At 69.7% G+C, this 19,087-nt stretch carries 19 protein-coding genes; 12 read left to right on the forward strand and 7 right to left on the reverse strand.

What is annotated here, in order from left to right:
* The first annotated feature begins 2 nt into the window (after positions 1 to 2).
* The 6 genes from AB0M63_RS06510 (at position 3) to pssA (ending at position 6,391) form a co-directional block, all read left to right on the forward strand.
* The gene (locus AB0M63_RS06510) at positions 3 to 2,030 is read left to right on the forward strand and encodes a protein meaA (protein WP_366018621.1); all 2,028 of its coding nucleotides are present in this window, start codon (positions 3 to 5) and stop codon (positions 2,028 to 2,030) included.
* Positions 2,027 to 2,998, forward strand: a complete 972-nt coding sequence (locus tag AB0M63_RS06515; RefSeq protein ID WP_317772595.1) for a CoA ester lyase — start codon at positions 2,027 to 2,029, stop codon at positions 2,996 to 2,998. Before AB0M63_RS06510 ends, AB0M63_RS06515 begins: the two co-directional genes overlap by 4 nt.
* Before the next feature lie 5 nt (positions 2,999 to 3,003).
* Positions 3,004 to 3,516, forward strand: coding sequence for a MaoC family dehydratase (locus AB0M63_RS06520; RefSeq protein ID WP_366018622.1), 513 nt, complete (start codon positions 3,004 to 3,006; stop codon positions 3,514 to 3,516).
* A 2-nt stretch (positions 3,517 to 3,518) separates the two neighbouring features.
* Positions 3,519 to 4,724: an acyl-CoA dehydrogenase family protein gene (locus AB0M63_RS06525; protein ID WP_355906832.1), complete on the forward strand. Its 1,206-nt coding sequence runs from the start codon at positions 3,519 to 3,521 to the stop codon at positions 4,722 to 4,724.
* A 169-nt stretch (positions 4,725 to 4,893) separates the two neighbouring features.
* Positions 4,894 to 5,550: a phosphatidylserine decarboxylase gene (locus AB0M63_RS06530; protein ID WP_200711547.1), complete on the forward strand. Its 657-nt coding sequence runs from the start codon at positions 4,894 to 4,896 to the stop codon at positions 5,548 to 5,550.
* Positions 5,551 to 5,572: 22 nt separating this feature from the next.
* Positions 5,573 to 6,391, forward strand: a complete 819-nt coding sequence (gene pssA / locus AB0M63_RS06535; RefSeq protein ID WP_355907413.1) for a CDP-diacylglycerol--serine O-phosphatidyltransferase — start codon at positions 5,573 to 5,575, stop codon at positions 6,389 to 6,391.
* Between the two features lie 85 nt (positions 6,392 to 6,476).
* On the opposite strand, the gene AB0M63_RS06540 is transcribed toward pssA, so the two are convergent.
* A complete protein-coding gene (locus AB0M63_RS06540; RefSeq protein ID WP_366018623.1) occupies positions 6,477 to 7,595 on the reverse strand; it encodes a glycerate kinase in 1,119 nt (372 codons plus the stop codon).
* Between the two features lie 332 nt (positions 7,596 to 7,927).
* Here AB0M63_RS06540 and AB0M63_RS06545 point away from each other — a divergent pair, with 332 nt between their 5' ends.
* Together AB0M63_RS06545 and AB0M63_RS06550 are read left to right on the forward strand one after the other, a co-directional pair.
* Complete coding sequence (locus AB0M63_RS06545) at positions 7,928 to 9,001, forward strand: ADP-ribosylglycohydrolase family protein (protein ID WP_366018624.1); 1,074 nt, start codon at positions 7,928 to 7,930, stop codon at positions 8,999 to 9,001.
* Positions 9,002 to 9,107: 106 nt separating this feature from the next.
* Complete coding sequence (locus AB0M63_RS06550) at positions 9,108 to 9,602, forward strand: NUDIX hydrolase (RefSeq protein WP_355906840.1); 495 nt, start codon at positions 9,108 to 9,110, stop codon at positions 9,600 to 9,602.
* A 30-nt stretch (positions 9,603 to 9,632) separates the two neighbouring features.
* On the opposite strand, the gene AB0M63_RS06555 is transcribed toward AB0M63_RS06550, so the two are convergent.
* A complete protein-coding gene (locus tag AB0M63_RS06555) occupies positions 9,633 to 9,833 on the reverse strand; it encodes a DUF2191 domain-containing protein (RefSeq protein ID WP_355906843.1) in 201 nt (66 codons plus the stop codon).
* A 78-nt stretch (positions 9,834 to 9,911) separates the two neighbouring features.
* On the opposite strand from AB0M63_RS06555, the gene AB0M63_RS06560 reads away from it, so the two are divergent.
* Positions 9,912 to 10,640 (forward strand): Sir2 family NAD-dependent protein deacetylase, encoded by a 729-nt coding sequence (locus AB0M63_RS06560; protein ID WP_366018625.1) that lies wholly within the window; start codon positions 9,912 to 9,914, stop codon positions 10,638 to 10,640.
* Here AB0M63_RS06560 and AB0M63_RS06565 read toward each other — a convergent pair.
* Positions 10,637 to 11,122: a methylated-DNA--[protein]-cysteine S-methyltransferase gene (locus tag AB0M63_RS06565; RefSeq protein WP_366018626.1), complete on the reverse strand. Its 486-nt coding sequence runs from the start codon at positions 11,120 to 11,122 to the stop codon at positions 10,637 to 10,639. The genes AB0M63_RS06560 and AB0M63_RS06565 overlap by 4 nt on opposite strands.
* Before the next feature lie 36 nt (positions 11,123 to 11,158).
* Positions 11,159 to 12,625: an AlkA N-terminal domain-containing protein gene (locus AB0M63_RS06570; protein ID WP_366018627.1), complete on the reverse strand. Its 1,467-nt coding sequence runs from the start codon at positions 12,623 to 12,625 to the stop codon at positions 11,159 to 11,161.
* Between the two features lie 150 nt (positions 12,626 to 12,775).
* Between AB0M63_RS06570 and AB0M63_RS06575 the strand changes: the two genes are divergently transcribed.
* Together AB0M63_RS06575 and AB0M63_RS06580 are read left to right on the forward strand one after the other, a co-directional pair.
* Positions 12,776 to 14,065, forward strand: a complete 1,290-nt coding sequence (locus AB0M63_RS06575) for an aminotransferase class I/II-fold pyridoxal phosphate-dependent enzyme (RefSeq protein ID WP_366018628.1) — start codon at positions 12,776 to 12,778, stop codon at positions 14,063 to 14,065.
* A 112-nt stretch (positions 14,066 to 14,177) separates the two neighbouring features.
* Positions 14,178 to 14,564, forward strand: coding sequence for a luciferase family protein (locus AB0M63_RS06580; RefSeq protein WP_355906858.1), 387 nt, complete (start codon positions 14,178 to 14,180; stop codon positions 14,562 to 14,564).
* Positions 14,565 to 14,588: 24 nt separating this feature from the next.
* On the opposite strand, the gene ppk2 is transcribed toward AB0M63_RS06580, so the two are convergent.
* From ppk2 to AB0M63_RS06595, 3 genes are read right to left on the reverse strand one after another with little or no spacing between them, the layout of a single operon-like run.
* A complete protein-coding gene (ppk2, locus tag AB0M63_RS06585; protein WP_355906861.1) occupies positions 14,589 to 15,479 on the reverse strand; it encodes a polyphosphate kinase 2 in 891 nt (296 codons plus the stop codon).
* Positions 15,480 to 15,517: 38 nt separating this feature from the next.
* Positions 15,518 to 15,751 (reverse strand): hypothetical protein, encoded by a 234-nt coding sequence (locus tag AB0M63_RS06590; protein WP_355906864.1) that lies wholly within the window; start codon positions 15,749 to 15,751, stop codon positions 15,518 to 15,520.
* Between the two features lie 17 nt (positions 15,752 to 15,768).
* On the reverse strand, positions 15,769 to 16,923 hold the full coding sequence (locus tag AB0M63_RS06595; RefSeq protein ID WP_355906867.1) for an inorganic phosphate transporter: 1,155 nt from the start codon (positions 16,921 to 16,923) through the stop codon (positions 15,769 to 15,771).
* 292 nt (positions 16,924 to 17,215) lie between these two features.
* Here AB0M63_RS06595 and AB0M63_RS06600 point away from each other — a divergent pair, with 292 nt between their 5' ends.
* Positions 17,216 to 19,075 (forward strand): M1 family aminopeptidase, encoded by a 1,860-nt coding sequence (locus AB0M63_RS06600; protein ID WP_366018629.1) that lies wholly within the window; start codon positions 17,216 to 17,218, stop codon positions 19,073 to 19,075.
* The last annotated feature ends 12 nt before the right edge of the window (positions 19,076 to 19,087 follow it).

The raw sequence follows: 19,087 nt of genomic DNA on the forward strand, positions 1-19,087 counted from the left end.
AGATGACTGAGCGTCAGAAGGACCGGCCGTGGCTCATGCGTACCTACGCCGGTCACTCCACGGCAGAGGCGTCCAACGAGCTGTACCGGCGCAACCTCGACAAGGGCCAGACCGGGCTGTCGGTCGCTTTCGACCTGCCGACGCAGACCGGTTACGACTCCGACCACATCCTCGCCCGCGGCGAGGTCGGTCGGGTCGGTGTGCCGGTGGCCCATGTCGGCGACATGCGGCGGCTGTTCCAGGACATCCCCCTGGACCAGATGAACACCTCGATGACGATCAACGCCACCGCCATGTGGCTGCTGGCGCTCTATCAGGTCGTCGCCGAGGAGCAGGGCGTCGACATCACCCAGCTCCAGGGGACGACCCAGAACGACATCGTCAAGGAGTACCTGTCGCGGGGCACGCACGTGTTCCCGCCGGTGCCCTCGCTCCGGCTGACGACGGACATGATCTGCTACACGGTCAACCACATCCCCAAGTGGAACCCGATCAACATCTGCAGCTACCACTTGCAGGAGGCCGGGGCCACGCCGGTCCAGGAGATCGCGTACGCGATGTCCACCGCGATCGCCGTCCTGGACGCAGTGTTCGCGTCCGGCCAGATCCCCGAGGACCGCAAGGGCGATGTCGTCGCCCGTATCTCCTTCTTCGTGAACGCGGGCGTCCGCTTCATCGAGGAGATGTGCAAGATGCGGGCGTTCGGCCGCATCTGGGACAAGATCACGCGCGAGCGCTACGGCATCGAGAACCCGAAGCAGCGCCGCTTCCGCTACGGCGTCCAGGTCAACTCCCTGGGGCTGACGGAGGCGCAGCCGGAGAACAACGTCCAGCGGATCGTGCTGGAGATGCTGGCCGTGACGCTGTCGAAGGACGCACGCGCGCGTGCCGTCCAACTCCCGGCGTGGAACGAGGCGTTGGGGCTCCCCCGGCCCTGGGACCAGCAGTGGTCGCTGCGTATCCAGCAGGTGCTGGCGCACGAGAGCGACCTGCTGGAGTACGCGGACATCTTCGACGGCTCGCACGTCATCGAGGCGAAGGTGGCCGCCCTGGTCGAGGAGTCCCTCGCCGAGATCGACCGCATCCAGGAGATGGGCGGCGCGATGGCCGCCGTCGAGTCCGGCTACCTCAAGTCGCAGCTCGTCTCCTCGCACGCGGAGCGCCGGGGCCGTATCGAGTCCGGTCAGGAGAAGATCGTCGGCGTCAACATCTACAACACGACCGAGCCCAACCCCCTGACAGCCGACCTCGACACGGCGATCCAGACGGTCGACCCGGCCGTCGAGGCGCGGGTCATCGAGTCGTTGCAGAGGTGGCGGGACACGCGCTACCAGCCGCCGTTCAACCACCCGCGCCCGTGCAAGGCGCTGGAGCGGCTGAAGGAGGCCGCCAAGGGCACCGACAACCTCATGGAGGCCACCCTGGAGTGCGCCCGCGCCGGTGTCACCACCGGTGAGTGGGCCGGGGCGCTGCGCGAGGTGTTCGGCGAGTTCCGGGCGCCCACGGGCGTCTCGTCGGCGCCGGTCGCGGTGCCCGCCGAGGAGGGCTCGGCGATGGCCGAGGTGCGCCGCAAGGTGGAGGTGACGGCGCGGGAGATGGGCGTCGGCAAGCTGCGCTTCCTGGTCGGCAAGCCGGGCCTGGACGGGCACTCCAACGGGGCCGAGCAGATCGCCGTACGCGCGCGTGACGCCGGCTTCGAGGTGGTCTACCAGGGCATCCGGCTGACCCCGGAGCAGATCGTGGACGCCGCCCTCGCGGAGGACGTGCACGCGGTCGGCCTGTCGATCCTGTCCGGCTCGCACGCCCAACTGGTGCCGGACGTGCTCGAACGGCTCCGTGTGGCCGGTGCCACAGACATACCTGTCATCGCCGGTGGGATCATCCCCAATGGCGACGCCGAGCAGCTCAGAGCTGCGGGGGTGGCCGCGGTCTTCACCCCGAAGGACTTCGACATCACCGGAATCATCGGCCGCATCGTCGACGAGATCCGGAAAGCGAACAAGCTCGACCCCCTGGAGGTCCCCGCATGACCACGCCCGCCCCCGTGAACCGGCTCCGTCCGCGACGCTCCTGTCTCGCGGTCCCCGGGAGCAACCCGCGCTTCCTGGAGAAGGCGCAGGGCCTCCCGGCCGACCAGGTCTTCCTCGACCTGGAGGACGCGTGCGCGCCGCTGGCCAAGCCCGAGGCGCGGCACACCATCGTCAAGTTCCTCAACGAGGGCGACTGGACGGGCAAGACGCGCGTCGTGCGCGTCAACGACTGGACGACCGAGTGGACGTACCGCGATGTCGTGACCGTGGTCGAGGGCGCGGGCCAGAACCTGGACTGCATCATGCTGCCGAAGGTGCAGACGGCCCAGCAGGTCGTCGCCCTGGACCTGCTGCTGACGCAGATCGAGAAGACGATGGGCTTCGAGGTCGGCAAGATCGGCATCGAGGCGCAGATCGAGAACGCCCAGGGCCTCAACAACGTCAACGAGATCGCGACGGCCTCCCAGCGCGTCGAGACGATCATCTTCGGCCCGGCCGACTTCATGGCGTCGATCAACATGAAGTCCCTTGTCGTGGGCGAACAGCCGCCCGGCTACCCGGCGGACGCCTACCACTACATCCTGATGAAGATCCTGATGGCCGCCCGCGCCAACAACCTCCAGGCGATCGACGGCCCCTACCTCCAGATCCGCAACATCGACGGCTACCGCGCGGTCGCCCAGCGGGCCGCCGCGCTCGGCTTCGACGGCAAGTGGGTGCTGCACCCGGGCCAGGTCGAGGCGTCCAACGAGATCTTCTCGCCGTCTCAAGAAGACTTCGACCACGCCGAGTTGATCCTGGACGCGTACGACTACTACACGTCCGAGGCCGGCGGCAAGAAGGGCTCGGCGATGCTCGGCGACGAGATGATCGACGAGGCCAGCCGCAAGATGGCGCTGGTCATCTCGGGCAAGGGCCGGGCCGCCGGCATGGAGCGCACGTCCAAGTTCGAAGCCCCGGAGGCCTGAGCACCATGCAGTTCGGACGCACCTACGAGGAGTTCGAGGTCGGCGCGGTCTACAAGCACTGGCCCGGGAAGACGGTCACGGAGTACGACGACCACCTCTTCTGTCTCCTGACGATGAACCACCACCCGCTCCACATGGACGCCAACTACGCCGAGAACACCACGGACTTCGGCAAGAACGTGGTGGTCGGCAACTACATCTACTCGCTGCTCCTCGGCATGTCGGTGCCGGACGTGTCGGGCAAGGCGATCGCCAACCTGGAGATCGAGTCGCTCAAGCACGTGGCGCCGACCTTCCACGGGGACACGATCTACGGCGAGACGACAGTCCTCGACAAGACGCCGTCGAAGTCGAAGAGCGACCGCGGAATCGTCTATGTCGAGACCAAGGGCTACAAGCAGGACGGCACGCTGGTCTGCGTGTTCCGCCGCAAGGTGATGGTGCCGACCGAGACGTACATCAAGGAGCGCGGCGGCGAGCAGCCCGGCCGCCCCCAGCTGAAGCAGACGGAGAAGTAGCCATGGCGCGACTCGCCCAGACCGCCGGTCTCACCGACATCCAGCGGGAGATCCTCTCCACCGTCCGCGACTTCGTGGACAAGGAGATCATCCCGGTCGCCACCGAGCTGGAGCACCGCGACGAGTATCCGCAAGCGATCGTCGACGGCCTCAAGGAGTTGGGCCTCTTCGGTCTGATGATCCCGGAGGAGTACGGCGGCCTGGGCGAGTCGCTGCTGACGTACGCCCTGTGCGTGGAGGAGATCGCGCGCGGCTGGATGTCGGTGTCCGGGATCATCAACACCCACTTCATCGTCGCCTACATGCTCAAGCAGCACGGCACGCAGGAGCAGAAGGACCACTTCCTGCCGCGCATGGCGGCCGGTGACATCCGGGGCGCGTTCTCGATGTCGGAGCCGGCGCTGGGTTCGGACGTCTCGGCGATCACGTCGAAGGCGGTCAAGGACGGCGACGAGTACGTCCTGAACGGTCAGAAGATGTGGCTGACGAACGGCGGTACGTCGTCGCTCGTGGCCGTCCTGGTGCGCAGTGACGAGGGACACCCGGAGGGCACCGCGCCCCACAAGTCGATGACGACCTTCCTGGTCGAGAAGGAGCCCGGCTTCGGTGAGGTCCGGCCCGGACTCACCATCCCCGGGAAGATCGACAAGATGGGCTACAAGGGCGTCGACACCACCGAGTTGATCATGGACGGTCTGCGCATTCCGGCCGATCGCGTACTCGGCGGCGAGACCGGCCGAGGTTTTTACCAAATGATGGACGGAGTCGAGGTCGGCCGCGTGAATGTGGCGGCGCGTGGCTGCGGCGTCGCTCAGCGTGCCTTCGAACTGGGAGTCTCCTACGCGCAGCAGCGCCACACGTTCGGCAAGCCGATCGCCCAGCACCAGGCGATCCAGTTCAAGCTGGCGGAGATGGCTACCAAGGTCGAGGCCGCCCATGCGATGATGGTCAATGCGGCACGCAAAAAGGACTCCGGGGAACGAAACGACCTTGAGGCAGGGATGGCGAAGTACCTCGCCTCCGAGTACTGCAAGGAGGTCGTGGAGGACGCCTTCCGGATCCACGGCGGGTACGGCTTCTCCAAGGAGTACGAGATCGAACGCCTTTACCGCGAGGCGCCGATGCTGTTGATCGGCGAAGGTACCGCCGAGATCCAGAAGATGATCATCGGGCGCAGGTTGCTCGAAGAGTATCGATTCCAGGGCTGATTGTCCGTTTCGGGGTGTTTTCTTCGAGAAGAAGATCACACCCCGTCAACGTGCTTCGGCCGCCGACTCGACTTACTGGCTTAGCCAGTTGTGGCCCACGACCGGTACGATCCCGGGAAAGCCGCCGTCCCCCGTTACAGTGCGGCATCATCCGCTACGAAGGTCATCCATGCCCCACAGCCAAACCTCTGCACCACGCGACAGCCTGGCAGGCGTACGCCTCGCGCGCGGAGCATCGCCGTGGCTCCTGCCGACCGTCGCCACCGCAGCCCTCAGCCTGGTCCGCGCGCGCAAGTCCGGCGCCGCCAAGGCCGTGGCCGTACCCGCCACCGCGCTCGCGGCGGGCATGCTGTGGTTCTTCCGCGACCCCGAGCGCGAGATCACCCGGGGCCGGGTCATCTCGCCCGCCGACGGTGTGGTGCAGAGCATCATGCCGTGGAAGGACGGTCGCACCCGCGTCGCCATCTTCATGAGCCCGCTGAACGTCCACGTCAACCGCGCGCCGCTCTCCGGCACGGTGACGTCGGTCGAGCACATCCCGGGCGGTTTCGTTCCCGCGTTCAACAAGGAGAGCGAGAACAACGAGCGGGTCGTCTGGCACTTCGACACCGAGCTCGGTGACATCGAGATGATCCAGATCGCCGGCGCCGTCGCCCGCCGCATCGTCCCCTACGTCCCGCAGGGCACGAAGGTCGAGCAGGGCGAGCGCATCGGTCTGATCCGCTTCGGTTCGCGCGTCGACATCTACCTCCCCGAGGGTGTCGAGGTGGACGTGGAGGTCGGCCAGAAGACGGTGGCTGGGGTGACTCGCATTGACCGTGATTGATCCGGAGACCCAGGCGGGCTGGGTGCCCGAGGCCGACGAGGTGGACGACGAGGAGGAGATGCCTCTTTCTCTCCGCCTCTCAATAGCGGACACCCTCACCCTCGGCAACGCCACCTGCGGCTTCATGGCGGTGTACTTCACCACCACCGGCATCCTGATCCCGCACCTGACGGGCAACGACGAGTCGACCGGCATGGCCCGCCACAGCGCGGCCACCGCGGTCATCCTGATGCTGTGCGCGGCGGTCTTCGACCTCTTCGACGGCCTCGTCGCCCGCAAGCTGCGCTCCTCCCCCATGGGCGCCGAGCTGGACAACCTGTCGGACCTGATCAGCTTCGGCCTCGCACCGGCGTACTTCGTCCTCGTCTACGGCATGGTCGCGGACGACGCGCACCAGAGAGTGGCCGCGGTCGGCGCGATCGTGGTGCTGCTGGCGGTGGTGCTGAGACTGGCGCGCTTCTCCTGCGTGACCCCGCCGAACGGCATGTTCCAGGGCATGCCCTCCCCGTTCGGCGCCCTGACGGTGGTCTCGATCGTGCTCCTGGAGCTGCCCTTCGTGGCGACGCTCCTGGCGATCCTGGGCACCGCCTGGCTGATGGTGAGCCGGGTCGAGTACCCGAAGCCTCGGGGCCGCCTCGCGGTGGCGATGCTGTCCTGGATCGTGCTCGGGGTGGGCCTCCTGGCGGCCTGGGCCTTCGACGCCCCGGGCGGCCAGTTGCTCCTCCAGACCGGCTGCGCGCTCCAGCTGGTGACCGGCGCGGTCATCCCGCTGTTCGCCACGGCCCGCCGGGTGAACAACTTCCGCGACAACCGGCGCGAGGCGCGAGCAGCGCAGTCGTAGCGGTCGTAGCGGTCCTGTTAGACAGAACGAAGGGCCCCGAGCCACTTGGCTCGGGGCCCTTCGGCGTTCCTCGGGCGGGACCGACTCAGACCAGGAAGTCGCGGGCGATGTGCTCCGCCACCCGCTCCAGGATCGGTCCCGCGTCCGCGATGCACTTGACGACGTCCGGTTCGACCGAGGTGAGCGGGTACGCGCGGCGGATGCCGGCGTGGCCGAGGTCCTGCGGGGGCAGGGCGAGGCGGCCGCAGACGGCGACGACCTCCTTGCCCTCCGCACGGGCCGCCGCGGCGACACCGGCCGGGGCCTTGCCGTGCAGGGTCTGCTCGTCGAGGGAGCCCTCGCCGGTGATGACCAGCGTGGCGCCCTCCAGCGCGGAGGCGAAGCCCAGGACGTCGAGCATGACCTCGATGCCGGGGCGGAAGCGGGCGCCGAGGAGCAGCGCGCCGTAGCCGATGCCGCCCGCCGCGCCGGCGCCGGGGGCGGCGGCGTACTCGGCGGCCTGGGCGCCGATCGTCTCCTCCAGGACCTTCGCGTAGTGGCCGAGGGCGGCGTCGAGGGCGTCCACGTCGTCCGGTGCGGCGCCCTTCTGGGGGCCGTAGACCGCGGGGGCGCCCTTGGGTCCGGTGAGCGGGTTGTCGACGTCGCTGGCGAGGACGAGGTCGACGGAGGCGAGGCGCGGGTCGAGGCCGGAGAGGTCGGCGGAGGCCAGGTCGATCAGGCCGCCGCCGCCCGGGGGCACCGGTTCGCCGTCCGCGTCCAGGAAGCGGGCGCCGAGCGCGGACAGCATCCCCGCGCCGCCGTCCGTCGTGGCACTGCCGCCGACGCCGAACACGATCGTGCGGGCACGCGCGTCCAGGGCGGCCCGCAGCAGCTCGCCGGAGCCGTACGTCGAGGAGGTGAGCGGGGCGAAGACGCCCTTGGGCAGTCGTTGCAGACCGCTCGCCTCGGCCATCTCCACGACGGCCGTGTCGCCGCGTACCGCGAAGGCCGCGGTGACCTCGTCGCCGAGCGGACCCGCGACCCGGGCCTCCCGTCGCTCGAACCCGGCCGCGACGGCCGCGTCCACCGTGCCGTCGCCGCCGTCGGCGACCGGCATCGCCGCGACCTCCAGCTCCGGTACGACCCGGCGCAGCCCGGCCGTCACCCGCTCGGCGACCTGTACGGCCGTCAGCGACCCCTTGAACTTGTCCGCGGCGATGAGCACCCTGTGGGTGCCCCTCCGCGCAGCGTCCACCACCTTGCGATCCCCTTGCTCTACGGGCCCCCACACACTTCAGGGCCAGTCGCGCCGCTGCGACCTTAACCGGCGGACGCCCCCGCCGTCATGCCCCGACCGAAGCCTGGGACCGGGCTGAGCACCCTCTGTGCCGCTGTCCGGCCCGCGACGCCCGGCACGGCGAGAGCACGCACCCACTGCGACACCGGCCGCTTCCGCGGCGGGCGTGGGCTGCCCGCCCGCACGGACGACGGGACTTTCGTAACAAGCCCCAGCACCCCCGTGCCGCAGCCGGGCCCGGAATCGGGTACACCGGAGACATGACCCCTGTGGGCACCGACCCGGCGCTCGCGGACCGTATCCTCGGGGCCTGGCTGGGCCGGATCGCGGGCAACATGCTCGGCAAGCCGGTCGAGCAGGGCGACCTGTGGACGCGCGACCGCATCGACCGCTATCTGCGGCGGGCCGCCGCCCTGCCGCTGACCGACTATCTGCCGGAGCCGGCCGGCGAGGACGACGGCTTCGAGCTGCGGCCCGAGTGGCAGCGCTGCGTGCGCGGCCGTATCCACGGCAGTTGCCGTGACGACGACGTCGACTACGCCATCCTCGGCCTCGACCTCCTGGAGACCCACGGCTTCGGCTTCAGCACCGAGCAGGTCGGCGAGCTGTGGCTGCTGCGGCTGCCGTATCTGCAGACGTTCACCGCCGAACGGGCCGCCTACCGCAATCTCGCGGCCGGCCTCAAACCACCGCTCACGGCGACGTACGACAACCCCTACCAGGAGTGGATCGGCGCCCTGATCCGCGCCGACATCTACGGCTGGACCAGCCCGGGCGTGCCGCGCCGGGCGGCCCAACTGGCCCGCCGGGACGCCGTGTTGTCCCATTCCGGGAACGGTGTCTACGGCGCGATGTGGGCCGCCGCCCTGATCGCGGCGGCGTTCACCGCGCCGACCGTGCGGCACGCGCTGGACACGGCGCTGACCGTGATCCCGCCGGGCTGCCGCCTCGCCCGCACCGTGCGCCGGGTGCTCACCCTGCACGAGACCCGGATGACCTGGGAGGACACGCTGACCACGGTGTCCGAGGAGACGGCGGGGCTCGGCTGGATCCACACGATCCCGAACGCGGCCGTCCTCACGGCCGGACTCCTGTACGGCGACGGCGACTTCACCCGCACCATCACGCTCACCGTGCGCGGCGGCCTCGACACCGACTCGAACGGCGCGACGGCCGGTTCGGTCGCCGGGGTGCTGACCGGCGCGGACGCGATCCCGGGGCAGTGGAAGGACCCGCTGGAGGACACCGTGCGCAGTGCGGTGTTCGGTTTCGACGGAGTGCGGATCAGCGAACTGGCGGAGCGGACCGTGCGGTTGGCGGAGGCCGACGCCTAGACCGTCCCGGGCGATGAGGCCGCGGGCACAGTCGAGGACGGTCTCCCGCGAGCCGGCGGGGTTCCCGGCCGCGGAAGCGGCCGCGCCGTCTGGTTACCCTTCCTGAATGACCACCACGCCAGACTTCGACGCCTATCTCGCGAGCCTCCCGCGCATCTTCGCCGGGGCCGCCGCCCTGTTCCGGGACACCGAGGGGCGCGTCCTGCTCGTCGAGCCCAACTACCGTGAGGGCTGGGCCCTTCCGGGCGGCACGATCGAGTCGGACGACGGCGAGACACCGCGCCAGGGCGCGCGCCGCGAGACGTTGGAGGAGATCGGCCTCGACATCGCACTCGGCCGGCTCCTCGCCGTCGACTGGGTCCACTGGGCGGGCCGGCAGCCACTGGTGGCCTACCTCTACGACGGCGGAGTCCTCACCGAGAACGACCTCAAGTCGATCCGACTCCAGGAGGAGGAACTGCTGTCCTGGCGCCTCGTCCCGCGGGAGGAACTCACCGAGTACCTAAGGGGTTCGCTGGGACTCCGGGTCCTGGCCGCGCTCGATGTGCTGGAGGAGGGATCGGGGACGGCGGAACTGGAGAACGGGCGGCGGGTGGGGTGACGAGGCGGGCCGGACGGGCAGGTGTGCCGCTCAGCCCTCCACGTCCCGGGGTCTGACATCCACCTCGCGCAGCGCGTCGTCGCGGGCCTCGGCCCGGGCCTCCGTGCGGTGGCCGCGTTGGATGTAGTCGCGGACGACGAGTTCGACGGCGTCCTGCGGGTTGCCCACGCCCGCCAGCACCATGACTTCCACGACGAGTGCCGCGTCGAGCGAAACGGTTACCTTGGCCATGGGCCGGACGGTAACACCGGGTGCCGGCACCGCGATATCCGCTCGCCGCCCCGGCCTCGCCGACCTACCCTCGGCTGCATGAGCAAGCCCCTTGTCGCCCTTCTCAGCGGCGCCGGCATCTCCACCGACTCCGGGATCCCCGACTACCGCGGGCCGAACGGGGTGTGGCGGAAGGATCCCGAAGCCGAGAAGCTCGTGACCTACGACTACTACATGGGCGACCCGGAGATCCGGCGGCAGTCCTGGCAGCTGCGGCGCAGGAACCGCACACTCCAGGCCGAGCCCAACGCAGCGCACCGGGCCGTCGTCGAGCTGGAGCGGTCCGGTGTGCCGGTGCGGGTCATCACGCAGAACGTCGACGGGCTGCACCAGCTCGCCGGGCTGCCCGCCCGCAAGGTGCTCGAACTGCACGGCACCGCACGGGAGTTCATCTGCACCGGGTGTCAGGTGCGCGGACCGATGGCGGACGCCCTCGCCCGGGTGGAGGCCGGTGAGGACGATCCCGCCTGTCTGGTCTGCGGTGGGATCCTGAAGTCGGCGACCGTCTTCTTCGGTGAGCGGCTCGACCCCGTCGTCCTCGGCGAGGCCGTCGCCATCACCAAGGCCTGTCAGGTGTTCATCGCCGTCGGCAGCAGCCTCCAGGTGCAGCCCGCCGCCGGACTCGCCGGCGTCGCCGCCGACCACGGGGCCCGGCTGGTCATCGTCAACGCCGAGCCCACGCCCTACGACGACCGCGCCGACGAGGTCGTACGGGAACCGATCGGCACCGCGCTGCCGAAGCTGCTGCGCACCCTGGTGCCCGCCTAGAAAAGCGCTGCCCCGCTCTCGAAGTCCAGCAGCCGCTGCTTGCGGTCGAGGCCGCCGCCGTAGCCCGTGAGACCGCCGTTCGCGCCGACCACGCGGTGGCAGGGGACGATGATCCCGATGGGGTTCTTGCCGTTGGCGAGGCCGACCGCGCGGGAGGCGCCCGGGTTGCCGAGGGCGTCGGCGAGGTCGCCGTAGGAGCGGGTCTCGCCGTAGGGGATGCGGCGGAGCTGGTCCCAGACTGTGCGCTGGAACTCGGTTCCGTGCAGGCGCAGTTCGAGGGTGAACTCCTTCAACTCGCCCTCGAAATAGGCCTGTAGTTGGGCGGTCGCCTCGGCGAAGGGCGTGTCGTCCGGGGTGCCGAAGTTCTCCTCCGGAGGGCGGTGGCGTTGGTCGGTCATGTAGAGGCCGCTGAGGGTGCCGTCGTCGTCGGCGACGAGGGTCAGCGGGCCGTACGGGCTGTCGATCAGCGTGTGGTGCTTCATGGTGTGTCCGCAATCCTCGCGTCTTCTGCGATTCCCTTATACGGGGAGGAAGTTGATCGGGTGGGTGTCCGTCGCCCACAGGTACTGGACCGCGTAGGCCCGCCACGGCCGCCAGGCCGCCGCCCGTGCGGTGAGGGCGGCCGGGGTCGAGGGGAGGCCCAACTCCTGGGCGGCGCGGCGGATTCCGAGGTCGGTGGGGAGGAAGGCGTCGGGGTCGCCGAGGGCGCGCATGGCGATGACGTCGACCGTCCAGGGGCCGAAGCCGGGGAGGGAGAGGAGCCGGGCGCGAGTGTCCGCCCAGTCGCTCTCCACGCCCAAGTGCAGTGTGCTGTCGGCGAGTTGGGTGACGAGGGTGGTGAAGGTGGTGCGGCGGGACCGCGGCATCGCCAGTGCGTCCGGGGCCACCGCCGCCAGGGCCTCCGGGGACGGGAACAGATGGGTCAGGCCGCCCTCGGGGTCCTCGACCGGTTCGCCGTGGGCGGTGACCAGGCGGGCCGCGTGGGTGCGGGCCGCCGCCGTGGAGACCTGCTGGCCGAGGACGGCCCGGACGGCGAACTCCGCCTCGTCGACCGTGCGCGGGACTCGTCGGCCCGGTGACTTGTCGACCAGCGGCGCCAGCACCGGATCCGTGCGCAACTGGTCGTCCACCGCGACCGGGTCGGCGTCCAGATCGAGCATGCGGCGGCAGCGGCTGATGGCCACGGGCAGGTCGCGCAGATCGCTGAGGGTGAGGCGGCAGGCGATGTGGTCGGACTTCGGGGTGAGCGAGGCGATGCCGTGGCCGTAGGGGAGGCGGAGGGTCCGGCGGTACGCGCCGTCGCGCCACTCCTCGACGCCCGGTACGGCGGTGGCCGCCAGGTGGCCGAAGAGGTTGTCGGGGGTGAGCGGGGCGCGGAACGGCAGGCGGAGGGTGAGGGTGCCGGGGGTGAGGACGGTCGTCCTCGGGCGCCTGGTGCGCAGTTCGCTCGGGGAGAGGGCGAAGACCTCGCGCACGGTGTCGTTGAAGGTGCGGATCGAGGAGAAGCCGGCGGCGAAGGCGATCTCCGCCATCGGGAGCGCGGTCGTCTCGATCAACAGCCTTGCCGTCTGGGCGCGTTGGGCGCGGGCCAGGGCGAGGGGGCCCGCGCCGAGTTCGGCGAGGAGCTGGCGTTCGATCTGCCGGGTGCTGTAGCCGAGGCGGGCGGCGAGACCGGGGACGCCCTCGCGGTCCACGGTGCCGTCGGCGATCAGGCGCATCGCGCGGGCCACCAGGTCGGCCCGCTGGTTCCACTCCGGGGAGCCGGGGCTGGTGTCGGGACGGCAGCGCTTGCAAGCCCGGAAACCCGCCTGCTGGCAGGCCGCCGCGCTCGGGTAGAACGTCATGTTCTCCGGCTTGGGCGGTACGACCGGGCAGCTCGGCCGGCAGTAGATGCGGGTGGTCGTGACGGCCGTGAAGAACCAGCCGTCGAAGCGCGCGTCCTTGGACTGGACGGCGCGTACGCAGCGCTCCGTGTCGGTGTGCATCCCGTTCTGCATACGTCCAGCATCCGATACGGCGTGGACCGGGGCTGGCGGGAATCCGACATCGACCTCGTGTGGCCTGCCGCCGGACGTGAGCCACGCCCTCGCTTAACCATTGGTGGTGTAGCGCCCGGCTTTGTAGCGTCGACCTCCGTGACTCCGACTCCCCCCTCGGCGAACACCGCCGATTCCCTTCCGGCCCGCCTCGACGCGGCCCGGAGCGACTACGAAGCCCTGCTCGCGAAGGGACTGTCGCTCGACCTGACCCGCGGCAAGCCCTCCGCCCGGCAGCTCGACCTGTCCGCCGCGCTGCTCTCGCTGCCCGGTGACGGCCACACCGCCGCCGACGGCACGGACTGCCGCAACTACGGTGGCGCGGACGGGCTGTCGGAGCTCCGGGAGATCTTCGCCGGGTTCCTCCAGGTGCCGGCCGGGCAGTTGCTCGCCGTGGGCAACTCCAGCCTGGAGCTGATGCACGACTGCCTGGTGCACGCCCTGCTCGGCACGCTGCCCGGGGCGGCCCGCCGCTGGGCGGACGAGGAGCGGGTCGCGTTCCTGTGTCCGGTCCCGGGCTACGACCGGCACTTCGCGCTGTGCGAGCGGTTCGGCATCGAGATGATCCCGGTGCCGATGACCGCCGAGGGCCCCGACATGGACGTGGTGGAGCGGCTGGTCGCCGCGGACCCGGCGGTCAAGGGCATCTGGTGCGTGCCCAAGTACAGCAATCCGGACGGGACTTGCTACAGCGACGAGGTGGTACGGCGGCTCGCCGCGATGCCGGCCGCGGCGCCCGACTTCCGGATCTTCTGGGACAACGCCTACGCCGTGCACCATCTCACCGACGAGGAGGTGGAGATCACCGACCTGCTCACGGCCTGCGCCGAACACGGCAGTCCCGACCGGGCGTTCGTCTTCGGGTCCACCTCGAAGATCACGCTGGCCGGTGCGGGCGTGGCCTTCTTCGGCTCCTCCCCCGCCAACGTGGCCTGGCTGCGCGGCTACAGCGCCAAGCGGTCCATCGGCCCCGACAAGATCAACCAACTGCGGCACGCGATGTTCCTGCGCGACGCCGACGGGGTGCGCGCCCATATGCGCGGCCACCGTGAGCTGCTGCGGCCCAAGTTCGACACCGTGCTGCGCATCCTCGCCGACCGGCTGCAAGACACCGGTCTCGCCACCTGGTCGACGCCCCGGGGCGGCTACTTCATCACCCTCGACGTCCCCGACGGCTGCGCCCGCGAGGTGGTGCGCCGCGCGGCGGACGCCGGTCTCGCGCTGACACCGGCGGGCGCCACGCACCCGTACGGCGACGATCCCAGGGACCGTACGATCCGCATCGCCCCGTCCTTCCCGCCCCTCTCGGAGATCGAGACGATCATCGACGGGGTGGCCACGTGCGTACGGCTGGTGGGCTACGAAAAGCTTGCTGCCGACGGGAGTTGACTCGTTGCGGGGAGCGCACATCCCACGCTTCTCAGGTGTGCGGTACCTCACGCCCCGGTTACAAATCTCTCAACCCCTGGTTGCGAAGCGGTGAGCAGTCCACCATGGGCACATGACCCTGGCCGAGCGAGCCATGCAACGACTGGAAGGCTGGCGCGATCTCAGCGCCGTCCCGGCCAGTTGCGGTACCGGGCGGGCGCTGCGGTCCACCCACAGCGAGATCGTGCATTTCCACTCCGACCACGATGTGGACCTGCATCTCACGGTCGGGGCCATCCTCCGGTTCCACGGTGACCTCAGTGAGTCGACCGCGATCCGGATCATCCCGGGCTCCCGCTGGGTGACCGTGCACCTGGACTGCGAGACGGATGTCGACCTGCTGCTGAGCCTGGTCAGCGTCGCCCTCAAGGCACATGCGGGCGGGCCCCCTCCCGGGAGCCCGCCCGTGACCGGCTGCAACTTCCACCGGGTGACACTGGTGCCGCGCGACGGCGACTAGGGGCCGTCCCGAAGGACGCCGTCGCTAGAAGACCGCCGCCGTGTCGTCCTCGCCCGCCTCCAGCAGAGTGGCCGCCGCCCCGACGATGCGCGGATCGGGGCTGCCGACGACCTCCTCGTCCTTGTCGGCGTAGTCGAAGCGGGCCAGCACGCTGCGCATGGCCTCGACCCGGGCACGCTTCTTGTCGTTGCTCTTCACCACGGTCCAGGGCGCCTGTTCGGTGTCGGTCTCCCGGAACATGGCGACCTTGGCGGCCGTGTAGTCGTCCCAGCGGTCCAGCGAGGCCAGATCCATCGGGCTGAGCTTCCACTGCCGTACGGGATCCACCTGGCGGATCGTGAAACGGGTGCGCTGTTCACCCTGTGAGACGGAGAACCAGAGCTTGATCAGGTCGACGCCGTCGTCCGTCAGCATCCGCTCGAACAGCGGGGCCTGGCGCATGAAACGGCGGTACTCGTCCTCCGAGCAGAACCCCATCACGCGCTCCACACCGGCCCGGTTGTACCAGGACCGGTCGAAGAGCACGATCTCGCCCGCGGTCGGCAGGTGCTGGACGTACCGCTGGAAGTACCACTGACCGCTCTCGCGCTCGCTCGGCTTCTCCAGCGCCACCACGCGGGCGCCACGCGGGTTGAGGTGCTCGGTGAACCGCTTGATCGTGCCGCCCTTGCCGGCCGCGTCCCGCCCCTCGCAGACGATGACGAGCCGGCGGCCGGTCTCCTTGATCCAGCGTTGCAGCTTCAGCAGTTCGATCTGCTGGAGCCGCTTGTGCCAGTCGTACTCCTTGCGCTCCATGCGCTGTTCGTACGGGTAGTTCTCGCGCCAGGTGTCCACCGGGCTGCCGTCGGGCCGGATCAGTACCGGGTCGTCCTGGTCCGTGTAGTCGACGCGCAGCCCCGACAACAGCTCGGTCATCCCGGCCTCCTCTCGATTCGTTCAGTGATCAACGCTGCTCAGTGGAACTGCGGCACGATGAGATATATGCCGTAGGCCACGACAGCCGCACAGGCGATGAAGCACAACCCCGCCTGGGCGATCCCGAGGGCGTGCGTGCCGCCGTCCTGTTCGCGGGCGGTCTCGGCCTGGGCGAGGCCGAGCACCCCCAGCGCGAAGACGACGACCGCGCCGACGGTCACTCCGACGCTCACCCCGAAGACCTCACCGAGGGCGTTCCAGTCCACGCTCATCGATCGACTCCCTTGATTCAGGCGGCCGTACGGACGTCCTTGGACGCCTCGCCGCGGATGACGACCTCGTGGGTCTCGTTGACGTTGTCGGCGTGCACCGGGTTGCGGCGCGAGGCGATCACGATGAACGCGGCCACGGCGGCGGCGATCAGGGCGATCAGGGCCGTACCGAGGTTCCCGCCGTGCTTGACGACGGTCGCGGACACTCCGCCGACGAAGGCGGCCGCCGGGAGGGTGACCAGCCAGGCGATGACCATGCGGCCCGCGGTGCCCCAGCGCACCTCCGCGAGGCGCCTGCCGAGGCCCGCTCCCAGGATGCCGCCGGAGCAGACCTGGGTGGTGGAGAGCGCAAAGCCGAGGTGGGCGGAGGTGAGGATCACGGTCGTGGAGGCGGCCTCGGCCGCGAAGCCCTGCGGGGACTGGATGTCGGTGAGGCCCTTGCCCATCGTGCGGATGATGCGCCAGCCGCCGATGTAGGTGCCGAGGCCGATCGCGAGTCCCGCCGAGGCGATGACCCACACCGGCGGACCGGCGTCGTGGCCGAGCGCGCCGGCCGAGATCAGGGTCAGGGTGATGACACCCATCGTCTTCTGGGCGTCGTTCGTGCCGTGCGCGAGGGAGACCAGCGAGGCCGAGGCGATCTGACCGAGCCGGAAGCCCTTGGTGACCGAGTCCTTCCGGGCCCGGGCGGTGATCTTGTAGGCGAGGTAGGTGGCGAGGAGAGCGGCGATTCCGGCCACGAGCGGGGAGGCGACCGCAGGGATCAGGATCTTCTCGACAACCTTGTCGAAGTGCACCCCGTCGGAGCCCGCGCCGACCCAGACGGCACCGATCAGGCCACCGAAGAGGGCGTGCGAGGAACTGGACGGCAGGCCGACCAGCCAGGTCATGAGGTTCCAGAGGATCGCCCCGACGAGCCCCGCGAAGATCATCCCCGGAGTGACGAGGGTGTCGTCGACGATGCCCCCGGAGATCGTCTTGGCGACTTCCGTGGAGAGGAAGGCGCCGACGATATTGAGGGCCCCGCTGATCAGAACCGCCGTCCGGGGCTTCAGCGCACCGGTGGCGATGGACGTCGCCATCGCGTTGGCGGTGTCGTGGAATCCGTTGGTGAAGTCGAAGGCCAAGGCCGTGACGATGACGACCGCCACGAGGAACGTGATGTGGTCCATCGTTCGATGGAAGCAATCGAAGGCGTACATTCGGCCAACCGGAGGCCAAATCCAGGCATGGCCCGTTCAACACGGGCGCGCACACGCCTCCCTCCGCCCGCCCCTCGCGGCTTCCTCCACTTCATGCGCACACTTCCTTCTTTTTATGGCATGGCCCGGTCAAATCTGCGAAGCTTCCCCCGCGATCACGCAACCGCACCGCGCACCCCCGCGGTCGCTCTCCGGCGCACCCCAGCCGGCCGGGCGGCCACCGAGCAGGCCGGAATCCCGGCCGCCGTAGAAGGAGTTCCGTGTGAGATCGACCCCCCACAAGGCTCTCGCCGCCGGCGTCTTCGCCGTCGCCGCGCTGGCCGCCCTCTCGCTCCCCGTCAGCCCGGCCGCCGCGGCACCGGCCGCGGCTCCCGTGGCCGCCGCCTGCACCCCGGCGCAGGTGGTCGCGGGCGGCGGCTTCGAGAGCGGCACTTCGTCCTGGACCCAGTCCTCGACGACCGTCATCACCAGCCGCACCGGGCAGAGCGCCCACGCCGGCACCAGCTTCGCCTGGCTCGACGGCACCGGCTCCACGCACACCGACACACTGAGCCAGAGTGTGACCATCCCGTCCGGGTGCAGCAGCGCCAGCCTCACCTTCTGGCTGCACATCGACACGGGCGAGACGACCTCGTCCACCGCGTACGACAAGCTCACGGCCAAGATCGGCAGCACGACCCTGGCCACGTACTCGAACCTGAACAAGGCCACCGGCTATGTCCAGAAGACGTTCGACGTGTCGGCGTTCGCCGGGCAGACCGTGAGCCTCGCCTTCACCGGCACCGAGGACTCCAGCCTCCAGACGAGCTTCGTGCTGGACGACATCGCCCTCAACACCTCCGGCGACACGGCCCCGCCGACCGACTCGACGCGCACGCCGGCCGCCCCGGCGTACACCGTCAGTCTGAGCAGCAACACCGCGGGCACGGTCTGGACCGGCCACGAGAGCACGACCTTCACCAACGCCTCGGCCACCCCGCTCACCGAGGTCTACCTGCGACTGTGGGACAACTACCACGGCACCTGCTCCGCGCCGCCGATCACGGTCACCAATGTCACCGGCGGCACCGCGGGCGCCCTCTCGGTCGCCTGCACGGCCCTCCAGATCGCGCTGCCGACCCCGCTCGCGCAGGGTCAATCCACCACCATCGGCTTCGACTTGGGGATCACCGTCCCCAGCGGCGCCGACCGGTTCGGCTACGACGGCGCGTTCAGCATGATCGGCAACGCGCTGCCGGTCCTCGCGATCAAGGACGGCTCGGGCTGGCACCTGGACCCGTACACGAACAACGGCGAGTCCTTCTACTCCCTGGCCGCCGACTTCAAGGTGACCCTCGACCACCCGACCACCCTGTCGGTCCCGGCCACCGGCACCTCGGTCGACACCCCCGGCACCAGCGGCCGCACGATCACCACGGCCACCGCGTCCAAGGTCCGCGACTTCGCGTGGGCGGCCGGTCCGTTCACCAAGATCTCCGGTACGTCGACCGCGGGCACCCCGATCAACATCTACTCGGTCACCGGCATCAGCTCGGCCAACGCCCAGTCCATGCTCACCACCGCCAAGTCCGCGGTGGACGCCCACGCGGGCCGCTTCGGCGCCTATCCGTACGGCGAGTTGGACGCCGTCATCGACAACAACTTCTGGTTCGGCGGCATGGAGTACCCCGGCTTCGTCCTCGACCTGGTCAGCACCACGGCGCTCACCCATGAGATCGGCCACCAGTGGTTCTACGGCATCGTCGGCGACGACGAGTACAACAGCCCCTGGCTGGACGAGGCGTTCACCGACTACGCCACCGACCTGGCCCAGGGCCTGACCGGCACCAACTGCTGGAACAACGTCTCCTGGGCATCATCCGCCGAGAACATCACCAACTCGATGGCCTACTGGGACGCCCACTCCTCCCGCTACTCCACCGTCGTCTACGGCTACGGCAAGTGCGCCCTGCACGATCTGCGCCGCACCCTGGGCGACACCGCGATGGCCAAACTCCTGAAGGACTACGCCACTTCACACTGGTACGGCGTCTCGACCACGGCCGAGTTCAAGGCGGCGGCCCAGGCCGCGACGAGCACGGACCTTACGTCGTTCTGGTCGACGCATCGGATCGTCGGCTGACCTGAGGGGCGT

The sequence above is a fragment of the Streptomyces sp. NPDC051576 genome (assembly GCF_040681835.1).
GTDB lineage: Bacteria > Actinomycetota > Actinomycetes > Streptomycetales > Streptomycetaceae > Streptomyces.

What these genes read in the sequence shown, in the direction of transcription:
- AB0M63_RS06510 (WP_366018621.1), top strand. Translation starts at nt 3, where the DNA reads ATGACTGAGCGTCAGAAGGACCGGCCGTGGCTCATGCGTACCTACGCC.
- AB0M63_RS06515 (WP_317772595.1), top strand. Translation starts at nt 2,027, where the DNA reads ATGACCACGCCCGCCCCCGTGAACCGGCTCCGTCCGCGACGCTCCTGT.
- AB0M63_RS06520 (WP_366018622.1), top strand. Translation starts at nt 3,004, where the DNA reads ATGCAGTTCGGACGCACCTACGAGGAGTTCGAGGTCGGCGCGGTCTAC.
- AB0M63_RS06525 (WP_355906832.1), top strand. Translation starts at nt 3,519, where the DNA reads ATGGCGCGACTCGCCCAGACCGCCGGTCTCACCGACATCCAGCGGGAG.
- AB0M63_RS06530 (WP_200711547.1), top strand. Translation starts at nt 4,894, where the DNA reads ATGCCCCACAGCCAAACCTCTGCACCACGCGACAGCCTGGCAGGCGTA.
- AB0M63_RS06545 (WP_366018624.1), top strand. Translation starts at nt 7,928, where the DNA reads ATGACCCCTGTGGGCACCGACCCGGCGCTCGCGGACCGTATCCTCGGG.
- AB0M63_RS06550 (WP_355906840.1), top strand. Translation starts at nt 9,108, where the DNA reads ATGACCACCACGCCAGACTTCGACGCCTATCTCGCGAGCCTCCCGCGC.
- AB0M63_RS06555 (WP_355906843.1), bottom strand. Translation starts at nt 9,833, where the DNA reads ATGGCCAAGGTAACCGTTTCGCTCGACGCGGCACTCGTCGTGGAAGTC.
- AB0M63_RS06560 (WP_366018625.1), top strand. Translation starts at nt 9,912, where the DNA reads ATGAGCAAGCCCCTTGTCGCCCTTCTCAGCGGCGCCGGCATCTCCACC.
- AB0M63_RS06565 (WP_366018626.1), bottom strand. Translation starts at nt 11,122, where the DNA reads ATGAAGCACCACACGCTGATCGACAGCCCGTACGGCCCGCTGACCCTC.
- AB0M63_RS06570 (WP_366018627.1), bottom strand. Translation starts at nt 12,625, where the DNA reads ATGCACACCGACACGGAGCGCTGCGTACGCGCCGTCCAGTCCAAGGAC.
- AB0M63_RS06580 (WP_355906858.1), top strand. Translation starts at nt 14,178, where the DNA reads ATGACCCTGGCCGAGCGAGCCATGCAACGACTGGAAGGCTGGCGCGAT.
- ppk2 (WP_355906861.1), bottom strand. Translation starts at nt 15,479, where the DNA reads ATGACCGAGCTGTTGTCGGGGCTGCGCGTCGACTACACGGACCAGGAC.
- AB0M63_RS06590 (WP_355906864.1), bottom strand. Translation starts at nt 15,751, where the DNA reads ATGAGCGTGGACTGGAACGCCCTCGGTGAGGTCTTCGGGGTGAGCGTC.
- AB0M63_RS06595 (WP_355906867.1), bottom strand. Translation starts at nt 16,923, where the DNA reads ATGGACCACATCACGTTCCTCGTGGCGGTCGTCATCGTCACGGCCTTG.